At 35.6% G+C, this 18,546-nt stretch carries 18 protein-coding genes, 2 rRNA genes and 1 pseudogene; 7 read left to right on the forward strand and 14 right to left on the reverse strand.

Features of this window, described 5'->3' with window-relative positions:
- Positions 1–82 precede the first annotated feature (82 nt).
- The 4 genes from ABWU48_RS02185 to ABWU48_RS02200 all read right to left on the reverse strand — a co-directional run bounded on the left by ABWU48_RS02185 (position 83) and on the right by ABWU48_RS02200 (position 2,884).
- Entirely contained in the window at positions 83–403 is a 321-nt protein-coding gene (locus ABWU48_RS02185; protein ID WP_264373863.1) for a hypothetical protein, read from the reverse strand.
- 15 nt (positions 404–418) lie between these two features.
- Positions 419–1,765, reverse strand: a complete 1,347-nt coding sequence (locus ABWU48_RS02190; protein ID WP_353288272.1) for an IS110 family transposase — start codon at positions 1,763–1,765, stop codon at positions 419–421.
- 190 nt (positions 1,766–1,955) lie between these two features.
- A complete protein-coding gene (locus ABWU48_RS02195; protein WP_353288463.1) occupies positions 1,956–2,516 on the reverse strand; it encodes an ankyrin repeat domain-containing protein in 561 nt (186 codons plus the stop codon).
- Positions 2,517–2,701: 185 nt separating this feature from the next.
- Positions 2,702–2,884 (reverse strand): hypothetical protein, encoded by a 183-nt coding sequence (locus ABWU48_RS02200; protein ID WP_006279522.1) that lies wholly within the window; start codon positions 2,882–2,884, stop codon positions 2,702–2,704.
- Between the two features lie 397 nt (positions 2,885–3,281).
- Between ABWU48_RS02200 and ABWU48_RS02205 the strand changes: the two genes are divergently transcribed.
- On the forward strand, positions 3,282–3,989 hold the full coding sequence (locus ABWU48_RS02205) for a TerC family protein (protein ID WP_038199715.1): 708 nt from the start codon (positions 3,282–3,284) through the stop codon (positions 3,987–3,989).
- 32 nt (positions 3,990–4,021) lie between these two features.
- Here ABWU48_RS02205 and guaA read toward each other — a convergent pair whose 3' ends face one another.
- The 3 genes from guaA to ABWU48_RS02220 form a co-directional block, all read right to left on the reverse strand.
- The gene (gene guaA / locus ABWU48_RS02210) at positions 4,022–5,584 is read right to left on the reverse strand and encodes a glutamine-hydrolyzing GMP synthase (RefSeq protein WP_010962427.1); all 1,563 of its coding nucleotides are present in this window, start codon (positions 5,582–5,584) and stop codon (positions 4,022–4,024) included.
- Between the two features lie 978 nt (positions 5,585–6,562).
- Positions 6,563–8,347, reverse strand: a complete 1,785-nt coding sequence (locus ABWU48_RS02215; RefSeq protein WP_209472729.1) for a ribonucleoside-diphosphate reductase subunit alpha — start codon at positions 8,345–8,347, stop codon at positions 6,563–6,565.
- Positions 8,348–8,405: 58 nt separating this feature from the next.
- The gene (locus ABWU48_RS02220) at positions 8,406–9,482 is read right to left on the reverse strand and encodes a methyltransferase domain-containing protein (protein WP_353288464.1); all 1,077 of its coding nucleotides are present in this window, start codon (positions 9,480–9,482) and stop codon (positions 8,406–8,408) included.
- A gap of 335 nt (positions 9,483–9,817) precedes the next feature.
- Here ABWU48_RS02220 and ABWU48_RS02225 point away from each other — a divergent pair.
- A 23S ribosomal RNA gene (locus tag ABWU48_RS02225) occupies positions 9,818–12,583 on the forward strand.
- A 66-nt stretch (positions 12,584–12,649) separates the two neighbouring features.
- Positions 12,650–12,756 (forward strand): 5S ribosomal RNA (rrf, locus tag ABWU48_RS02230).
- Positions 12,757–12,841: 85 nt separating this feature from the next.
- On the opposite strand, the gene ABWU48_RS02235 is transcribed toward rrf, so the two are convergent.
- From ABWU48_RS02235 to rpmH, 3 genes and pseudogenes are all read right to left on the reverse strand, one after another.
- The gene (locus ABWU48_RS02235) at positions 12,842–13,105 is read right to left on the reverse strand and encodes a hypothetical protein (RefSeq protein ID WP_077188558.1); all 264 of its coding nucleotides are present in this window, start codon (positions 13,103–13,105) and stop codon (positions 12,842–12,844) included.
- 87 nt (positions 13,106–13,192) lie between these two features.
- Positions 13,193–13,468, reverse strand: a pseudogene (rnpA, locus tag ABWU48_RS02240) (ribonuclease P protein component); the annotation flags it as partial.
- A 67-nt stretch (positions 13,469–13,535) separates the two neighbouring features.
- Positions 13,536–13,670, reverse strand: a complete 135-nt coding sequence (rpmH, locus tag ABWU48_RS02245; RefSeq protein ID WP_006279898.1) for a 50S ribosomal protein L34 — start codon at positions 13,668–13,670, stop codon at positions 13,536–13,538.
- A 107-nt stretch (positions 13,671–13,777) separates the two neighbouring features.
- On the opposite strand from rpmH, the gene pstC reads away from it, so the two are divergent.
- From pstC to ABWU48_RS02265, 4 genes are all read left to right on the forward strand, one after another.
- Positions 13,778–14,866, forward strand: coding sequence for a phosphate ABC transporter permease subunit PstC (gene pstC / locus ABWU48_RS02250; protein WP_038199744.1), 1,089 nt, complete (start codon positions 13,778–13,780; stop codon positions 14,864–14,866).
- Positions 14,867–14,967: 101 nt separating this feature from the next.
- Positions 14,968–16,395: a F0F1 ATP synthase subunit beta gene (gene atpD / locus ABWU48_RS02255; protein WP_010962432.1), complete on the forward strand. Its 1,428-nt coding sequence runs from the start codon at positions 14,968–14,970 to the stop codon at positions 16,393–16,395.
- 12 nt (positions 16,396–16,407) lie between these two features.
- On the forward strand, positions 16,408–16,752 hold the full coding sequence (locus tag ABWU48_RS02260; RefSeq protein ID WP_006279902.1) for a F0F1 ATP synthase subunit epsilon: 345 nt from the start codon (positions 16,408–16,410) through the stop codon (positions 16,750–16,752).
- A gap of 426 nt (positions 16,753–17,178) precedes the next feature.
- Entirely contained in the window at positions 17,179–17,358 is a 180-nt protein-coding gene (locus tag ABWU48_RS02265) for an ankyrin repeat domain-containing protein (RefSeq protein ID WP_223823054.1), read from the forward strand.
- A 176-nt stretch (positions 17,359–17,534) separates the two neighbouring features.
- Here ABWU48_RS02265 and ABWU48_RS02270 read toward each other — a convergent pair whose 3' ends face one another.
- From ABWU48_RS02270 to ABWU48_RS02285, 4 genes are all read right to left on the reverse strand, one after another.
- The gene (locus tag ABWU48_RS02270; protein ID WP_080717647.1) at positions 17,535–17,705 is read right to left on the reverse strand and encodes a DDE-type integrase/transposase/recombinase; all 171 of its coding nucleotides are present in this window, start codon (positions 17,703–17,705) and stop codon (positions 17,535–17,537) included.
- Between the two features lie 255 nt (positions 17,706–17,960).
- Entirely contained in the window at positions 17,961–18,107 is a 147-nt protein-coding gene (locus ABWU48_RS02275; protein WP_080717648.1) for an IS3 family transposase, read from the reverse strand.
- A 59-nt stretch (positions 18,108–18,166) separates the two neighbouring features.
- Positions 18,167–18,301, reverse strand: a complete 135-nt coding sequence (locus ABWU48_RS02280; RefSeq protein ID WP_007548509.1) for a hypothetical protein — start codon at positions 18,299–18,301, stop codon at positions 18,167–18,169.
- Positions 18,298–18,432, reverse strand: a complete 135-nt coding sequence (locus tag ABWU48_RS02285; RefSeq protein ID WP_007548354.1) for an IS3 family transposase — start codon at positions 18,430–18,432, stop codon at positions 18,298–18,300. Before ABWU48_RS02285 ends, ABWU48_RS02280 begins: the two co-directional genes overlap by 4 nt.
- Positions 18,433–18,546 lie beyond the last annotated feature (114 nt).

Raw genomic sequence — 18,546 nt, forward strand, 5'->3', positions numbered from 1 at the left:
TCATTCCAGCGCGTGACGATGGAATCCATAATATCCTAATTACAAGGTTTATTATTTAGTTTGAAAAATACTATAGCTTTTTCTATGTAAGTTGTGGCCCCTTTTTACCATTTGCGACAGTTGTATCATCAACAGATATTTCAGAGCTAACAGTGCTAATAGTTTTTTCTATCGCTTTAGCCTGTTCATAGTCTTGACTCAAAAAATACATGGCCAGTCCAATAGCTATACTAGCAACAAGAGAAGATGCTATCATTACACCTAGTATCATACCACCAGAAAGACTTACTGCAACACACACACCAGCTCCAAGTACAACACCAAGAAAACCACCAATTATTACGCCAGGCACCAAACTGCCTACCATAGCGCTTTCTTTTTTCGTATTAGCTTGTTTTTTCATACTTCTAAGAAACTCCTAAGAACCTTCTTCATCTATCGGCTCCTCTTTCATTAGTATATAACCAAATTCCTTTGCTTTTTTAGTCAAATTTTTGACTACTCTCTCTTTGTAGAGTGTTTCATAATAGTTCATTCCTTTTTCTACATATTCTTGTCCATATTTTAGCATATTATAAAAAATACATGCTAATTTCCTTGCTGTAGCAGTGATCGCTTTTGGTATCCCTAGTCGCTTCTTTAACCTCCTGCAGTATGCACCAAGTGCAGTGTTGCTTCTTGATACACAATGAGCAGCAAGTCGCAAGGCAGTTGCAGCACGATTAACAACTTTACGAGTTCTTGTTCCAATAATTTTCCCTCCTGTAATTTTATTAGCAGGACTTAATCCGAGCCAGGAAGAAAAATGCTTTTCTGTCCTCCATTTATTGTGATTTATACCTGTTTCTGAAATGATAGCCTGTATACTTAATACATCAAGTCCTGGAACTCTAGTAAAATCCATCCCCGTTATTCGATATAAATCTTCATCTACGGCAAAATCTGGACTATTCTTCTGTTTTCTCTTTCGTGTCTTATTCAATGCCCTGTTCTCATTCGACTTTGTTTCAAATGTTTTATAGTAATTTTCTATACTTTTATCACATCCCGTTATTTGCTCTTGAAAAAAAGTATATGCTGCATATTCTTGTTTTAGCACAAACAAGTGTTCCTCTCTATAATCACCAGCTAACGCTTTTGCTATAGTAGACTGATCATTTTTTATTCGTGCATCCCTGAATTTAGCCAATTTCTCAGGATCTCTTTCGCCTTCAATTATAGCTTCAATGATTTTCATACCAGTTATCCCAGTAATATGACTAATAACCTTGTGTAATTGAATATTCATTTGAATTAGCGCTTTTTGCATACGTTGAGTATGTTTAGCTGCATTTTCAATTAGATTAGCACGTTGTCTAACGTAACTACGCAGTACACACATTTGATTATCCGGTCTAAATGATCCTTGAAGCAGTCCATAGCTGTGCAATTGTTGCAGCCATTGATAATCTTGAACATCAGACTTTCTACCAGGCACATTTTTGACATGTCGCGCATTTACTAATTTTACTTCAAATTTATGTGATTCTAATATTTGAAATAAGGGAATCCAATATACTCCAGTTGACTCCATGGCTACAGTTCTAACCTGACACTTTTTTAACCACTTTGCTAAGTTGTGTAGATCTACTGTAAAGCACCCAAATTTTTGGATACGTTGTTCATCTCTTCCTTCAGGTACACATACATAATGTACAGTCGAGCCAATATCAATCCCTGCTGCATCAAGGTTTATTGTTTTTAATTTACTTTTTGCTTCTGCCATATAAAATCCCTCCTATATTATTATGATAAGAAGCACTTCAGCTTGGGACGGTTAGGTTATACAATCTTCTAAACGAGGTAGCCCAAAAAGAACTCCATCAATGGTTTTACCATTTCCCCCAAAACCATGCTTTCAAACGGGCATTTATAGCACCATTGATTGTTTCGGTTATAGCTGCAGAAGCGCTTCTTCATAACACTATACCCAAAGAACATAAAGTAAAGAGGGAGTTTCTTTTTGGTTTTACAGATTTTATCTGTTCTGGGCTTTTCATAAGCACTTCTTTTGTTTTTCCTTGAGCTAAATCTGAAGGAATTTTATTATCCGCGTTTTGTATCAAAGGATTTGCACTATATGTAACAAGCAGGGTGGTTATTTCTTCAGTTTTATTACCTATAACTGCATGATGTAGTAATGTATTTCCCTCTTCATCTTTAAAGTTTATATGAGTACGAAATTCTTCATCTAGATTTCTTATTGGGTTGTTTTTTGCATATATCCCAGATTGTATTGCTCCATCTAAGTATTGTATTACTTGTTCTAGTGATTGCTCGCCAGGATTTTGTATAAAATGAAGCAGAATTTCGTGTACTATCGCTTCCTTTGTAGTTTGTGGGCATTGTAAAGCGTAATTAAATGTCTGTGTAGTAATAACTTCTTCTTTTCTTTTTTTAAGAACAACCCTTAAATCTTCAATCGCCTTTTCACCATCTTTTATTCCAAGAATTATTGAATCCAAATTATTTATCATGCTATCCTCCTTGGTTTGATTGCATTACTCATTAATAAATAATATAATAAATCCTGCTAAAAGTCAAGCAATTAATTAATAAGTTAATATAATCCTCCAAAAGGAGCTCCTTACTTTTTGTTCAGCATGTCCATTGGATCAGACTCTTTAAGCTTGCTGTTTGCTGAATTTATTCATCGCAATAGCTACAATGTGCTATCGAAGTTCTCTGTAATCTTAGTTGGTTCTTCTAGAATATTCAAAATATCAGTTGCACAATAAACCCGATCTCTCTTTCCTTGAGAAGTTTGTGAAACGATGCCTAAATCTTCAAGCTTTACGATTGCTCTTTGGGCTGTTGTAAATACGACACCTAAGTTTTCAACCACTTTCCTTATAGTAAAGTAAGGGTTTAAAGACTACTAACTAAATCATTGTCCCATTCAAATTTTGGTGGCAAGGGGCTTGGTATAAATGCCTGATAACCAGCGAATACTTTGCCTGATGGTGATCCTTTAATATACATTCATTCAACCTAGCACACTATTTTTATAGTATATATTATTTTCAAATAAAGTCAAAAATGAAAATAAGGCTTTATCTTATTTGCGTGCATGAAAATAAGAAACTCTCTTATTATTGATTTTGCTCAAAAACGAAAATAGAAGAAGCTGCTGAACTTTATATATCCTGTTTTTCTGGAGAACTGCTATAAAACTTCTGAGTGAAGTCACTTAATTTTTACACATCTATTGTAGAGTAAGAAGAACCGAATTTGAAACAAAAATGCTAACTGATGCTTGGACTTTACTGACACTTACACTACTTGAAACTATACTTAGTGTAGACAATTTAATCTTTATTTCTCTAGCAATAGATAAGGTACCAAATGCGCTGAGAGAAAGAGTGCGCCTTATGGGCCTTGGATTAGCACTATTAATGCGTTTTGTAATACTATTTTTTACATCATCTATATTGTCAATGCAAAAACCTATATTTCACACTGCATCAGCAAGGGATTTACTTATGATCGCAGGGGGATTATTCCTTATTGTTAAGAGCTCTATGGAGTTACGGGATGACATCTTTGTATGTAAGAAAAATAAAAAGAAAGCAAACGTTAAATCAAAATTTTTTTTAGTTGTGCTACAAATTATATTAATAGATTTAGTTTTTTCGGTTGATTCGATATTAACTGCTATAGCACTAACTTATAACATGGTAATAATTGCTACAGCATTTACATTTTCCATGCTAGCAATGCTGTTTTTATCAAGTTATACCGCCCAGTTAATCAAATCTAACCCAGGGTTAAAAATAATCGCCATTTTATTTATTTTACTTGTCGGTGTGTACCTCATACTTCATGGATTTCATATAGAATTACCAAAAGGATATTTGTATTCTTCATTTATGTTTGCACTGCTTGTGGAAATTATAAGCAAAATAAAGAAAATTAACCGTCATACCGCGATTCATTCGCGGTATCTCTAGATCCAGCTAACAAGCAGCGGGATCTTTTTGATTTACTCCCACTCAATAGTTGCGGGTGGTTTAGAAGTGATATCATAAACAACTCTATTTACTCCGGGAACATTATTAACAATTATACTGCCGACATTGCGTAAAAAATCCCAAAATACTAGCAAGTGTTGATCCTTATCTTCAAATGGAAATGCATCGGCTGTCATACCATCAGATGATGTTACAGCCCTTAAAGCACAAACATATCCATACGTACGACCATCTCCCATAACGCCTACAGTTTTTATTGGTAATAATACAGCAAAAGCTTGCCATATCTTATCGTATAGATCGTAATTTTTCATCGTATTAATATATATTTCATCTACTTCTTGCAATATTTGCACCTTTTCTTTATCGACTTCACTTATAATCCTCACTGCAAGTCCGGGTCCAGGAAATGGATGTTGAAATATTATCTCATCTGAAAGCCCAATTTCTTTTCCAAGTAGCCTTACCTCATCTTTAAAGAGGTAACGTAAAGGCTCCACTAACTTCAGATTCATCTTTTCTGGCAACCCACCAACATTATGGTGAGACTTAATTGTACTAGTGTTGTCTGAGGCATGCCCTGACTCAACTACATCAGAGTAGATGGTACCTTGCATCAAAAAATCCACATCACCTATTTTTTTTGCTTCTTCTTCAAACACTTCAATAAAAGTGTTACCGATAATTTTTCGCTTTTCTTCTGGATCAGTTATTCCCTTCAACCTACTCAAAAATAAATTTGATTTATCAACGTAATTTATCGGAATCTCTTTCAACATAGCGATGGTTTGGTTCTTGCGTAACAACCCAGTATCGATAAAAATACAGTTCAATTGTTTTCCTATAGCTTTATGTGTGAGAGCCGCTGCAACGCTTGAATCAACCCCACCACTTACTGCAGCGATTACTTTTTTCTCTCCTACTACATTTTTGATTTTTTCCTTTTGCTCCTCAATAAACGACTTCATTGTCCAGTCTCTTTTGCAATTTGCAATATCCAAGAAGTTAGAGAGCAATTTACTGCCATTTGTTGTGGGCTTAACCTCAGGATGGAACTGAGTACAGTAAATCTTCCGCTGTTCGTTGACAATCATTGCAATTGTTTGATTTATCACACCTGATGCGATAACAGTAAATCCCTGTGGTATAGTATCAACACTGTCCGCATGGTTCATTAATACATCCACTTCAGAATTAACATCCCAGGTATCCTTTACAATGGGGGATTCTTTTAGTATCTTGATTTTAGTTCTACCAAACTCCTGTTTGAAACTCTCTTTTACTTTTGCTCCAAAATAATGACAAATGAGTTGCTGTCCATAGCATATTCCAAGTATAGGAACGCTTGTTGCCTCATTAAGTTTTATAATTTCATGTACTACTCTACTTGTTTCAGAACAATCATCATTTACAGATTGTGGTCCTCCAGAGAGAATAAACCCATTGAATTTTGATATTGTTTCAAAACTGATGTTGCTTGGAAATATCTCACAATAAACACCCATTCCTCTTACTTGTCTTGCGATAAGCTGTGTAAACTGTGAACCAAAATCAATAATGGCAATTGCTGACAATTTGCTCCTCCATATTATTTAAAATGATATCTGATAATAAAGAAAATAATGGAGTAAGTAAACCAAGACCTGTTTAAAAGCTTTAACGCGTGGTACAAGTTAGCTATATAGCTAATTTTCCTACACCATACCGCTGCGGCGCTAACTAGTAGCGGAATGACAGCAATCTACGTCATACCGCCGCAGTATCTCAGCTGCTAACAAGTAGCGGGATTATCTTCATGCTGCCACGAACCGTCATACCACCGCGAACCGTCATACCGCGATTCATTCGCGGTATCTCAGCCGCTAACAAGAGATCCCGCTAACAAGCAGCGGGATGACGAGGTATAAACTTTATCGTCATGCTACCGCGAACCGTCATACCGCGATTCATTCGCGGTATCTCGGCCGCTAACAAGTAGCGGGATGACGATTGTCGTTTAGCCATAAATGTTTAAGAAATTTACCAAATGAAAAAAAAGGCAAAAGAAGCCCCGTAGTTGGCTAATTACTTACATTATACTTTCAAGTATGGCGTTTTTTTATTCTAAACGCTTAATAACCGCGACTCAGCTGCTTTTAAATGCAACTAACCTTAGCTATAAATGTTTAAGAAATTTACTAAACAGAAAAAAAGGCAAAAGAAACCCTAGGGTAGCTAGTTATTCACTATCCATTTTTTAAGTTGGCGTTTTTTTATGTTTTAAACGCTTTATAAGCGCGTTTCAGCTTATGTAGGTAGAAGTTTTATAAAGACATAAGGTGCACATAGTGCAAAAAATTAAACATGAGACGCCAGATACGTGAGTTTTTTTGTCATTTAATCTGTACAGAGAAGATAAATAAATAGCTTCAATTTTATGATAAGAGGGCTGGCGGAGTTTGTCAAGGAAGTTTTTTCGTTTCTATTCCCAATAAAAGTGCGTTATATGGTTATGCAAGAAGTCTATTTACCCATTTGCTTAACTTTCTCTCTACTTTTTCTGAGTAAGGCCGCTATTGGCATGACAGACATTCATCGTAGTCAATATCTGTTTTTTGTTGCAATATTTCACTTTTTTTGAATATGTCATGCGAGACCTTATCGGCTCTCTGCATTGATTGTGATCTGCAGTAATATAAGCTCTTCAATCCTTTTTTCCAAGCAAGCATGTGTATTTTGTGCAAGTAACGTTTATGTACGTTGGCAGGTAAGAACAGATTTACTGATTGAGATTGACAAATATACGAAGTTCTATTACTTGCATGTTCTATAATCCATCTTTGGTCAAGCTCGTACGCTGTTTTAAATGTCAATTTTTCATGCTCACTAAGAAAATCTAAATGCTGAACGGAACCCTCGTTTGTTGAAATTGAAGACCATATTTTATCATTGTCTTGATTTTTTTCTGCTAATAGTTTTTGCAAGAATTTATTTCGCACTACAAATGAGCCTGTAAGTGTCTTTTGTATGAATACGTTTGCTGCGTATGGTTCTATTCCAGGGGAGGTATTACCTGCAATAATGGAGATCGAGGCAGTAGGAGCAATAGCGAGTTTGTGTGTAAACCTTTCCATTAGATCAACTTCTTTGGCATCAGAACATGCTCCCTTTTCTTCTGCTAATTTTTTAGAAACTATATCTGCTTGCTCGCGTAAATACTTAAATATTTTTTTATTCCATTGTTGTGCTGTTACTGATTCAAAAGGAACCATTTTGCTTTGTAAAAATGAGTGAAAGCCCATCACACCAAGACCAATACTGCGTTCTCTGGCTGCAGAATATTTTGCTCGCTGCATTTCATTCGGTGCTTTATTTATGAAATCTTCCAATACATTATCAAGAAAGCGCATTATATCTTCTATGAAGAGTTTATTGTCTTTCCATTCTTCGTAGTACTCAAGGTTTACGGATGATAGACAACACACAGCAGTGCGTGACTTATTCAGGTGATCATAACCTGTGGTTAAAGTTATTTCACTGCATAGATTTGACATCTTGATGTCTAAGTTGAGCTTTTTGTAAGATTCTGGCTTATTGTTATTTGTTGCATCAAGGAAAATAATGTAAGGTTCTCCAGTTTCAACTCTTGCTGTTAATATTTTGATCCATATATCCCGCGCTTTTACAGTTGAAATAACCTTATTGTTGTGAGGGCTTATTAAATTCCATTCTTGATCATTCTCAACAGCCTGCATAAATTTATCTGTTACTATTACAGCATGATGTATATTTAACGCTTTGCGATTTGGGTCACCGCCTGTTGGCTTGCGTAAATCTAGAAACTCTTCTATCTCCGGATGAGATACAGGAAGGTAGACTGCTGAACTTCCTCGCCTTAGGGATCCCTGACTAATTGCAAGCGTTAGAGCATTTTGCACTACAATAAATGGAACAATTCCTGATGTTTTGCCGCTACCCTTTACGCTTTCGCCTATTGAGCGTAAATTTCCCCAATAACTACCTATGCCTCCTCCACGTGCAGCAAGCCAAACATTTTCGTTCCATAGATCAACTATTCCCTGCAAGCTGTCTTCGGTTTCATTAAGAAAGCAAGAGATAGGTAACCCTCTCTTAGTGCCACCATTGCTGAGTATTGGTGTTGAAGGCATGAACCACAAGTTGCTCATGTAGTCATAAAGACGCTGCGCATGTTCTTTATTATCAGAATAGTAATTAGCAATACGTGCAAAGAGGTCTTGATAACTTTCATTTTCTATTAAATACCTGTCTGATAGAACTGCTTTTCCAAAGTCGGTTAATTTGCTGTCCTTTGCGTAATTAATGGTAATGTTATTCATAAAGTTCCTTTTATTCTTTTATTATATATAGGTACTTAAAAGTCATTTTGAGCGATTTTTAAGTTAGGTTTTTCGGATTTTTTTGTTGATGCTGTAATGCAAACAAGATACCGTCAACCTGACTGCCATATATTTTACAGTAACTCATATAACTTATTTGCATATTTATTTCTTTTGCAACATGTTGAACATAACTTTCTGAGTGACGAAAATAGTCTCCTTTGTTTACAAAGTCAATACCTTCACCTTCCTTTCTTCTTATTAAACATACAATAACTCCTTTTTTGCTCGTAGATCTTTTTGCTAATTCCAACTCTTCTTGAAAGTCATGTAGATAATGTAGCACTTCAGCAAAGATAATTACATCATACTGCTGGTTTTTCTCTTGTTTAAGAAACTCTTTCATTTCCATATGTATTAATTCATTGTAAACAGGCTTACCTTTTATAAAGCATCCTCTTGCGATATTTAGCATTCTACTTGAAATGTCAATTCCTGTTATATGGTTTCCAATACTATTTATTTTCAAGAAATGACCACATATTCCAGTTCCACAACTAAGGTCGAGTATATTGAGCTCAGAAGTGGAGTTGTTGAAGATTTTTGTAATTATCATGTGTACAAGTTCATGCCCTCTATATTGTTTGGCAATCAACCAATGCTCAACAAAATATTCACCTGTGTAATCAAAATATTGTCTTATGAGGTTTTTTGGCAATTCTGTAATAGGCGCTGAGTTTGTCATTTTTTTTATATAGTAAGACGCCTCCTCGTGGTCATTATCTAATTTTAGTGCCCTTGTTAAATAATTATAAGCTTTGTTAGTATTCCCTACCGCAAAATGACACCTTCCGATGTTATACCAGACTATAGGTAAATGGGGGTAAAATATGCTAATTAACCAAAATCGTAACTTTGCATCTGATATGCTACCTTTATAAAAGTGATATAAACCGATTTCAATGTTGGTGTTTAACAGGTTCTTAGATTTTTTAAGAAGCACTGTCATTTCTTTATGAAGAGTATTATATTTATTCACAATGAAGTGTTTTACTTTCTTAATATTTAATACGCCAATGAGCTTAGACATACAATTTAAAGCAACGTTTTTTATAAAAGAGAGATTACTTTTCATACGTTAGAAATACTCCGAATGTTTATTATCATTTTTAGGCAATTGATTTTAACACATTTTATCTTACAAAATATCTTTTTTATTAATTTTTACTGTATATATAAGTTTACCACATATTTCTCAGATTATACTGTTTAGGATTGCTAGTATATTGTTGTTGATAATATAAGTAAATGTTTTGTGCAAAAAGGCGTTGACATATTATTTATTAGGTTATAACATATAAAAGATTAATTTAGTTTTTAGATGTTTGACAAGTTTTATGGTAGAGATTAATTTAATCTCAATTCAATTTTAATAATATTTAACTCTGCATATTCTGCATATAGTCGGATAAATAAATTATTAAGAGCACTTGATGGATGCCTTGGCGTTAAGAGGCGATGAAGGACGTGGCAGGCTGCGATAAGCTGTGGGGAATTGTCAACAAATTTTGATCCGCAGATTTCCGAATGGGGAAACCCAACTAGTTTAGCTAGTTATTACGTACTAAGTATGTAAAGCAAACTTGGTGAACTGAAATATCTAAGTAGCCAAAGGAAAAGAAATCAACCGAGATTCTGTTAGTAGTGACGAGCGAAAGCGGAAAAGGCTAGTGATTTAAGAATAAGAATTAGAATACTCTGGAAATAGTAACCATAGAAGGTGATAGTCCTGTATAAGTAGAAAGTTTTTAAATCCTTGAGTAGAGCGGGGCACGTGAAATCCTGTTTGAATATGGGGGGACCATCCTCCAAGCCTAAATACTCCTTAACGACCGATAGTGAACAAGTACCGTGAGGGAAAGGTGAAAAGAACCCCGGGAGGGGAGTGAAATAGAATCTGAAATCAAGTGCTTACAAACAGTTGGAGCTCTATATCAATTTATTGATATTTAGAGTGACAGCGTACCTTTTGCATAATGGGTCAGCGAGTTAATCTATGAAGCAAGCTTAAGCCGTTAGGTGTAGGCGTAGCGAAAGCAAGTCTGAATAGGGCGTTTTAGTTTTATGGATTAGACCCGAAACCAAGTGATCTAGTCATGACCAGATTGAAGGTGTGGTAAAACACACTGGAGGATCGAACCAGTTAATGTTGCAACATTATTGGATGAGTTGTGATTAGGGGTGAAAGGCCAATCAAACTTGGAAATAGCTGGTTCTCCGCGAAATCTATTTAGGTAGAGCGTTGTATGTATGTTGTTGGGGGTAGAGCACTGGATAGACTAGGGGGATTCACCGTCTTACCAAATCTAACTAAACTCCGAATACCAACAATTAATTATACAGCAGGCACACTACGGGTGCTAAGTCCGTGGTGAAGAGGGAAACAACCCAGATCACTATCTAAGGTCCCAAAATTACAGCTAAGTGGGGAAGGAAGTAGAAAAACCATTACAGCTAGGAGGTTGGCTTGGAAGCAGCCATCCTTTAAAGAAAGCGTAACAGCTCACTTGTCTAAATAAGTTTTTCTGCGCCGAAAATGTACCGGGGCTAAAGCTGTATACCGAAGATGTGAGTGCTTATTGATTTCGATCAATAGGCGCGGTAGCGGAGCGTTCCGTAAGTCTGTGAAGGTGGTTTGTGAAAACTGCTGGAGATATCGGAAGTGAGAATGCTGACATAAGTAGCGTAAAAGAGTGTGAAAAACACTCTCACCAAAAATCTAAGGGTTCCTACGTTAAGTTAATCTGCGTAGGGTTAGTCGGTTCCTAAGGCGAGTCCGTAAAGGAGTAGTCGATGGCAATTAGGTTAATATTCCTAAACCTCTTAAGTGTGACGGGTTTCGTATTTGTATAGATCTTATTGGATTGATCTATGCTTAAAAGAAGCTCCAGGAAATAGCACTTATATTTATGAGGCCGTACCGCAAACCGACACTGGTGGATGAGTAGAGTATACTAAGGTGTTGAAAGAATGATGTTGAAGGAACTCGGCAAATTATACCTGTAACTTCGGAAGAAGGGTAACCTGCTTTTAGGCAACTATGAGTAGGTGGCACAAAATAGGGAGTAGCGACTGTTTACTAAAAACACAGGACTCTGCAAACACGTAAGTGGAAGTATAGGGTCTGACGCCTGCCCGGTGCTGGAAGGTTAATAGGAAGGGTGCAAGCTCCGAATTGAAGCCCCAGTAAACGGCGGCCGTAACACTGACGGTCCTAAGGTAGCGAAATTCCTTGTCGGGTAAGTTCCGACCCGCACGAATGGCGTAACGATTTCTCCACTGTCTCCAACATCACTTCAGCGAAATTGAATTCCCCGTGCAGATGCGGGGTACCCGCGGTTAGACGAAGAGACCCCGTGCACCTTTACTATAGCTTTACATTGCTATTAAAAGTGTGATGTGCAGGATAGGTGGGAGACTTTGAAGTTATGGCGCTAGCTATAATGGAGTCAACCTTGAGATACCACCCTTTACACTTTTGATATCTAACTATGTTTCATTATCTGGAACTAGGACATTGTATGGTGGGTAGTTTGACTGGGGCGGTCGCCTCCTAAAAAGTAACGGAGGCGTGCGAAGGTAAGCTAGAGCTGGTCGGAAATCAGCTTGATAGTATAATGGCATAAGCTTGCCTGACTGCGAGGCTGACAAGCCAAGCAGAGACGAAAGTCGGTCATAGTGATCCGGTGATTCTGTATGGAAGGGTCATCGCTCAACGGATAAAAGGTACGCCGGGGATAACAGGCTGATGGTGTTCGAGCGTTCATAGCGACGACACCGTTTGGCACCTCGATGTCGACTCATCACATCCTGGGGCTGAAGAAGGTCCCAAGGGTTCGGCTGTTCGCCGATTAAAGTGATACGTGAGTTGGGTTTAGAACGTCGTGAGACAGTTCGGTTTCTATCTGCCGTGGGTGAAGGAAATTTGAGAAGGTCTGACTCTAGTACGAGAGGACCGAGATGGATATACCTCTGGTGTACCAGCTGTTATGCCAATAGCATCGCTGGGTGGCTATGTATAGATGGGATAATTGCTGAAAGCATATAAGCAAGAAACCCTCTTCAAAAAGATTTCCCAATTAAGGCCGTGGAAGACTACCACGTTGATAGGCTAGGTGTGGAAGCATGGTAACATGTGAAGCTAACTAGTACTAATAGCCTGATTGATTTATTTGCTTTCTATATGTGTGTATGCAGTGTTAAATATTAAGTTAAAATTGTTAAGTTAGAAATTTTTATTGACTTGGTGGCTATAGCAAAAATGAACCACCCGATCTCATCTCGAACTCGGAAGTGAAACTTTTTAGCGCTGATGGTACTTGAAAAGGGAGAGTAGGTCGCCGCCAAGTTTATAAAAATTTCTTTGTTAATTAGAAAGTAGGTATACTTATATTTTAACTTTCTTGTTTTGTTACTATTCTTTAAGTTTTTACTTTAACTACGATATCTTTTTTTTCTTATATGTTCTTGGTCATTTTCTACATTATTTAGCATTGTTCCTACTTCCCCTAATTGATTCCCTTTTGAAGGAGAATTACTGATTTCTGGTAATATTACATTACCTCCCACTTTTTTAAATAATTCTTCTTGTTGGCGAAATGCTGACCTCCAATCTGTTCCTGTTCCTTTAGGAAGAAATAAGAATTGATACATCTGACCAAAGCCTGTGTTATTTACCTCTTTTATATGCTCTACCATTCACCACACCCATTAACTATTTTTAAAAATTTTACCTATATTATCATAAAAAATATAGTTGTAAATACCTTAATTGAGATTTTTTTTTTATTTTATCTTTTTTAAGCAAATAGTTAGATCTTTTTGTAAATTTTTATAACTTGCTTGCATAATGTTTCTATGAGTTAGTATTATGTAGTAGTGCCCTATATTACTTATATTTAAAATGCTAATTTTAGCAAGCATTCGTAGTTGCCTTTTTATTTTATTTCTTTTTGCTGCTTTTCCGGTTTTTTTACTGATAGCCAGACCTACTCTAATAGTATGAATGTACTTTTCAGGTTCTCTTTCTTTTATAGCGTACAGTGATATATAAAGCCCACGATAAAAAAGACTGTTGAGTGCTAACTTATTTTTGAAAGCAGAAGAAAAATCTTTTTTTTTATACTTACTATGCGCATAATTTGTTACACCCTAATGAACGGCGCCTATTAAGGATTTTTCTTCCAGCTCTTGTTGCCATACGTGAACGAAATCCGTGTCTGCGCTTTCTTATCAAATTTTTTGGTTGAAATGTTCTCTTCATTGTTTTTATATTAATATAATTATTTATTTTAAATTGTTTTACTTTATTGTCAAATAATGGTGAACTTGTATGACATTTTCGTAGAATAAAATTTGATGCATGGAAGAATGAATTCGGTGATAGTCATACCTGTCTTACTAATCCTTTTATTTTGTTTTAGTAGGTTTCAAGAAGTAAATAAGGTTAAATCTTATCTATATCTTAGTTGTGTATGGATGCTAACTTGGTTGTTAGTATTCTATAATAATTGTTTTGTAACTTTTATTTCTATAGCGTTACTTTTTTTCATGCTTGCTTTTATCTTTAAAAATAAAAGAAATAAGATAATAAAACTTTCGTTATTTGTGGCTTTGGCCATATCATTTTTTATCACTTTATTTATAATGCTGTCTATTTTTATTCAATCCATTAGTTTTTTTAATAAAGTAGCTATTTCAGAATTCTTGTTTTGCTTGAAATGGGGCCACAATGTAGTCACTATCAATGAAGAGAAGATAGGATGTTTTGGTATAGCGCCGCTTTTAGTTGGTACATTACTTATAACTATTATAGCAATGTTAGTTGTCGTTCCGCTTGGTTTATTTTCTGCAATATATATTAGTGAATATGCGAGTGAGAAAGTGCGTTATATTGTTAATACAACTTTGCAAGTTTTGTCTGCTATTCCTACGGTTGTATATGGATATTTCGCGGTTGTGTTTTTGTCTTTCTTTATAAAGCAGGTAGCAAATTTTTTTGGTTTAAGTATACACTCAGAAAGTGCCTTAGTTGCCGGTTTATCGATTGGGATAATGATTCTTCCTTTTATTATTTCTTTACTCGAAGATGCCATAAGATCTGTTCCAAAAAGCTTGCGTTATGGCTTCATGGCACTTGGTGCAACTCCAGCGGAAACTATATGGCATATAACAATACCTTATGCAATGCCTACAATTTTAAGTGCAATTTTATTGTCAATTTCAAGAGTGATAGGTGAAACAATGATTGTGCTAATGGCTGTGGGAATCAACGCAAATTTGACTTTTAACCCTCTTAATTCAGTTACTACCATTACCGTGCAGATCGCTACATTACTTACCGGAGATCAGGATTTCAATAGTGTACAAACTCTTGCTGCTTATGCGCTTAGTTTAGTATTGTTTATTATTACTTGGCTATTAAATGCATTTGCATTGTTTGTAATGAAGCGTAACTAGTAAGCGTTTTAATGTTGCAAAATTTCTATTAATAATATAAAATTTATTTTCTTTAGAAGTTCTTTTATGGAATTATAGTGTTAGGTGATAAAAATAAAGAGATGAATATAGGTAGAGCGATTAAGGTAACTCAAGCAGTTGTTGATATAAAATTTGAAGGTGAATTGCCTAAAATATTTAATGCTTTAAAAAGCAAACTAAAATATAAGGATAAGGAGCTGGTTTTAGAAGTTTCGCAGCATATAGGTGACAATATAGTTCGTTGTATTGCTATGGATAGCACAGATGGCATGTCAAGGGGGGATGAATTTGTTGATACAGGTGCACCAATATCGGTGCCAATTGGGCGTTCAACTTTAGGAAGGATTTTTAATGTTGTTGGAGAGCTTATAGATGAGTGTGGTCCACTGAAGGGAAAGTATAACTTAGAGCCTATACACAGAGCACCTCCAAGTTTTACTGAACAGAGAATACAGGAAGAAGTTTTAGTTACGGGAATAAAAGTTATAGATCTTCTTGCACCTTATCTTAAAGGAGGAAAAATTGGCTTATTTGGTGGAGCCGGTGTTGGTAAAACAGTCCTAATAATGGAATTAATTAATAATATAGCAAAAGCTCATAAAGGATTTTCTGTGTTTGCCGGGGTAGGGGAGAGAACGCGTGAAGGTAACGATCTTTATCACGAGATGATCACTTCAAATGTAATAAATATAAATGAGCATGAAAAATCTCAAGCTGTTTTGGTTTATGGTCAGATGAATGAGCCTCCTGGAGCAAGGGCTAGAGTTGCTTTAACAGCACTTACTATGGCAGAGTATTTTCGTGACCGTGAAAACCAAGATGTTCTATTTTTTGTGGATAATATCTTTAGATTTACACAAGCTGGTTCTGAAATTTCTGCTTTACTTGGAAGAATACCGTCAGCTGTTGGTTATCAGCCAACCCTTGCAACTGATATGGGTGCAATGCAAGAAAGAATAGCTTCAACAACTTCTGGCTCTATTACTTCTGTGCAAGCTATATATGTTCCTGCGGACGATTTGACTGATCCAGCCCCAGCAACTACATTCTCTCACCTTGATGCAACCACAGTGTTGTCAAGGCAAATAGCTGAAATGGGAATATACCCTGCTGTTGATCCACTTGATTCAACTTCTCAGTCTTTATCTGCTGAAATCATTGGTGAAGAACATTATAATGTAGCTTCTGAGGTGAAACGTATATTGCAAACTTATAAATCACTGCAAGATATTATCGCAATACTTGGTATGGATGAGCTATCTGATGAAGATAAAATTATTGTTGATAGGGCTCGTAAGATTCAGAAATTTCTTTCTCAACCTTTTCACGTTGCAGAAATATTTACTGGCATGCCTGGTAAATTTGTTTCACTTTCTGATACTGTTTCCAGTTTTAAAGGGATTGTTGAAGGCAAATATGATCACTTACCAGAGGCTGCTTTTTATATGGTGGGGAATATAGATGAAGCAATAAAAAAGGCTGAATTAATACAAGCTGAAGCTAAATAAAAGTTAAAGATTATGAATACTTTTAAAGTGCAATTTTTCTCTCCTGATGATCAAATTTCATTCAGTGGAGTGGTTTCTCTTTCAGTAACTGGGCTCGAAGGGGAGCTTATGATTTTAGCTCACCATGCTCCTTACTTAATTTATTTATTGCCTGGTATGATTACTGTTAAAATGAGTAACCAAACAGAAAAGAAGGTTGTAATTGATAGTGGCGTATTAGAAGTTGCAAATAATAATTGTAGCATTATAACAAGTCAAATTCAGGTTTTTGATCGTGCAATTCATGATGAGAAATCGTTTAAAAATAAGAGAATTAGTATATATTTAAGTTATCTTGATGAGAAGTTTCTTTCTTAGTTATTTTAGGCAAAAAGTCAATTATCATTCAAGTGGCTATAAGATTTTTGCTCAGGGGGCTCTTTTTTGTCATCCCAGAAACCCCGGGGTGTCATCCCAGTGTCGGAGTACTTTAGGTGTATGATCCCAGAGTGTGATGGTATGGGACCATACACCTAATCAAATAAAAATTAAAGAAGGAGAGTTGGTTGTAACGGTTGGAGATAACGACTTTGTTTTACCTGGAATTTACGTTGGATAAACTACAAAAAATAACAGGTAAAAATCAACGTAAATTTAAGATAAATCGATTTTATTAGTATTATCAAATCAAAATCTGTTTTTAATTAATCAATAATACTTTTTTACATATTTTCATCCCCTTTCATGGATTTTTTAATTTTATAGATGATATCTAATATTATTAGAAGTATTGTAAAATATCTTATGAGAAAAGTTATAAAATATATTAGCATTATTGGTATTGCATGTTTAGTATTGTTATTTTTTATATCTAATGTGGAAACACGCGTAAAAACACAGGAAGAACAATTATTCCTAGCTGTAGAAGATGGTAATGCACAAGAAGTAAAACTATTACTCAAAAATGGTGCAGACCCAAATTGACCTTACCCAGAAAAAGTAGAGAGAAAGTTAAGACGTTTTTATCATGAGAATAAATTGTGCAGGAATGCAATAGTTAATAGTAGAATGTCTACGTTATTTGTTATAAAAGATTTCTATGTATTCAAATATGGTAGTTCTGGTTTGTTGAGCGAGAAGTATCAATAAGCAGCTCCCTTTTAAGTGAACTTTTCTGCAACAGAGTTATCGTAACAACAGCCCTTATGGCTCATGCTGGAAATGATGTTTTTTGTATTCAATAGAAATTGGTAATTTTGAGAGGTATACTGTGACCCTTGATCGCTATGTAACAGCAGATTTTTATCGGGTTTGCGTTTATCAACGGCCATCAATAAAGAATCTATAACTAATTATCATGTTACTCATTAACCACCATGCGTGAATATAGGTCAATTATTGCCGCCAACAACCTTCTTTAGTTTTTATGTAGGTAATCCCAAACTTTATTTGGCTGATCAGTAGTAAAATTTTGATCCAATGTGTTCGGAGCCACAACTCGGTTGCTTATTTGCTGTTTTTTATTTTTGAACCTTCGTCTAAACTTAGCTTTAATGCCATTTTCTTGCATAACACTTTGTACTGTTTTAATTTTTGCCTAAAGCTTTTAATTCAGCGTGAATTTTAGGGGCTCCATATCTGCATTTAGAAGCTTGATGTATTTTTTGAATATCTGCTAGAAGCCCTTCTTTTGCTAATTCTTTACTGCTTTTTTCCTTAGCAACCCATACCACCAGTACAAAACCCTACATAGTTCCTGTGTTTTATAGCAATTTCTATATAAAAGAATACTTTACTCTTTTTCTTTGCCCAGGGCTTTTTTTAAGATGTCTCTTTCTCTTATTAGCTCTTTTTTTAGATCAAATCTTTCTTTGTCATAAGGAGCCTTTGCCTGGAAATGCGTATGCTCCAGACATTTTTCCATCATATTTTCTTACTTAACATACTGCCATCTATACCTAGATCTTTTGCTATTTTTGTACTTGCTTGACCTGTTTCTTTAACCAGCTTAACAGCTTCTAATTTGAATTCTGCTGTATATTCTCTTCTATTTGTCATATTTTGAAAAAACGTTTTATTTTACTCCAAAAACGTCTTAACTTTCTCTCTACTTTTTCTGGGTAAGGTCAATTTACCGCCGCGGCGCTAACTAGTAGCGGGATGACGGGTTAC

This window comes from Wolbachia endosymbiont (group A) of Tromatobia lineatoria (assembly GCF_964028565.1).
Classification (GTDB): domain Bacteria; phylum Pseudomonadota; class Alphaproteobacteria; order Rickettsiales; family Anaplasmataceae; genus Wolbachia; species Wolbachia pipientis.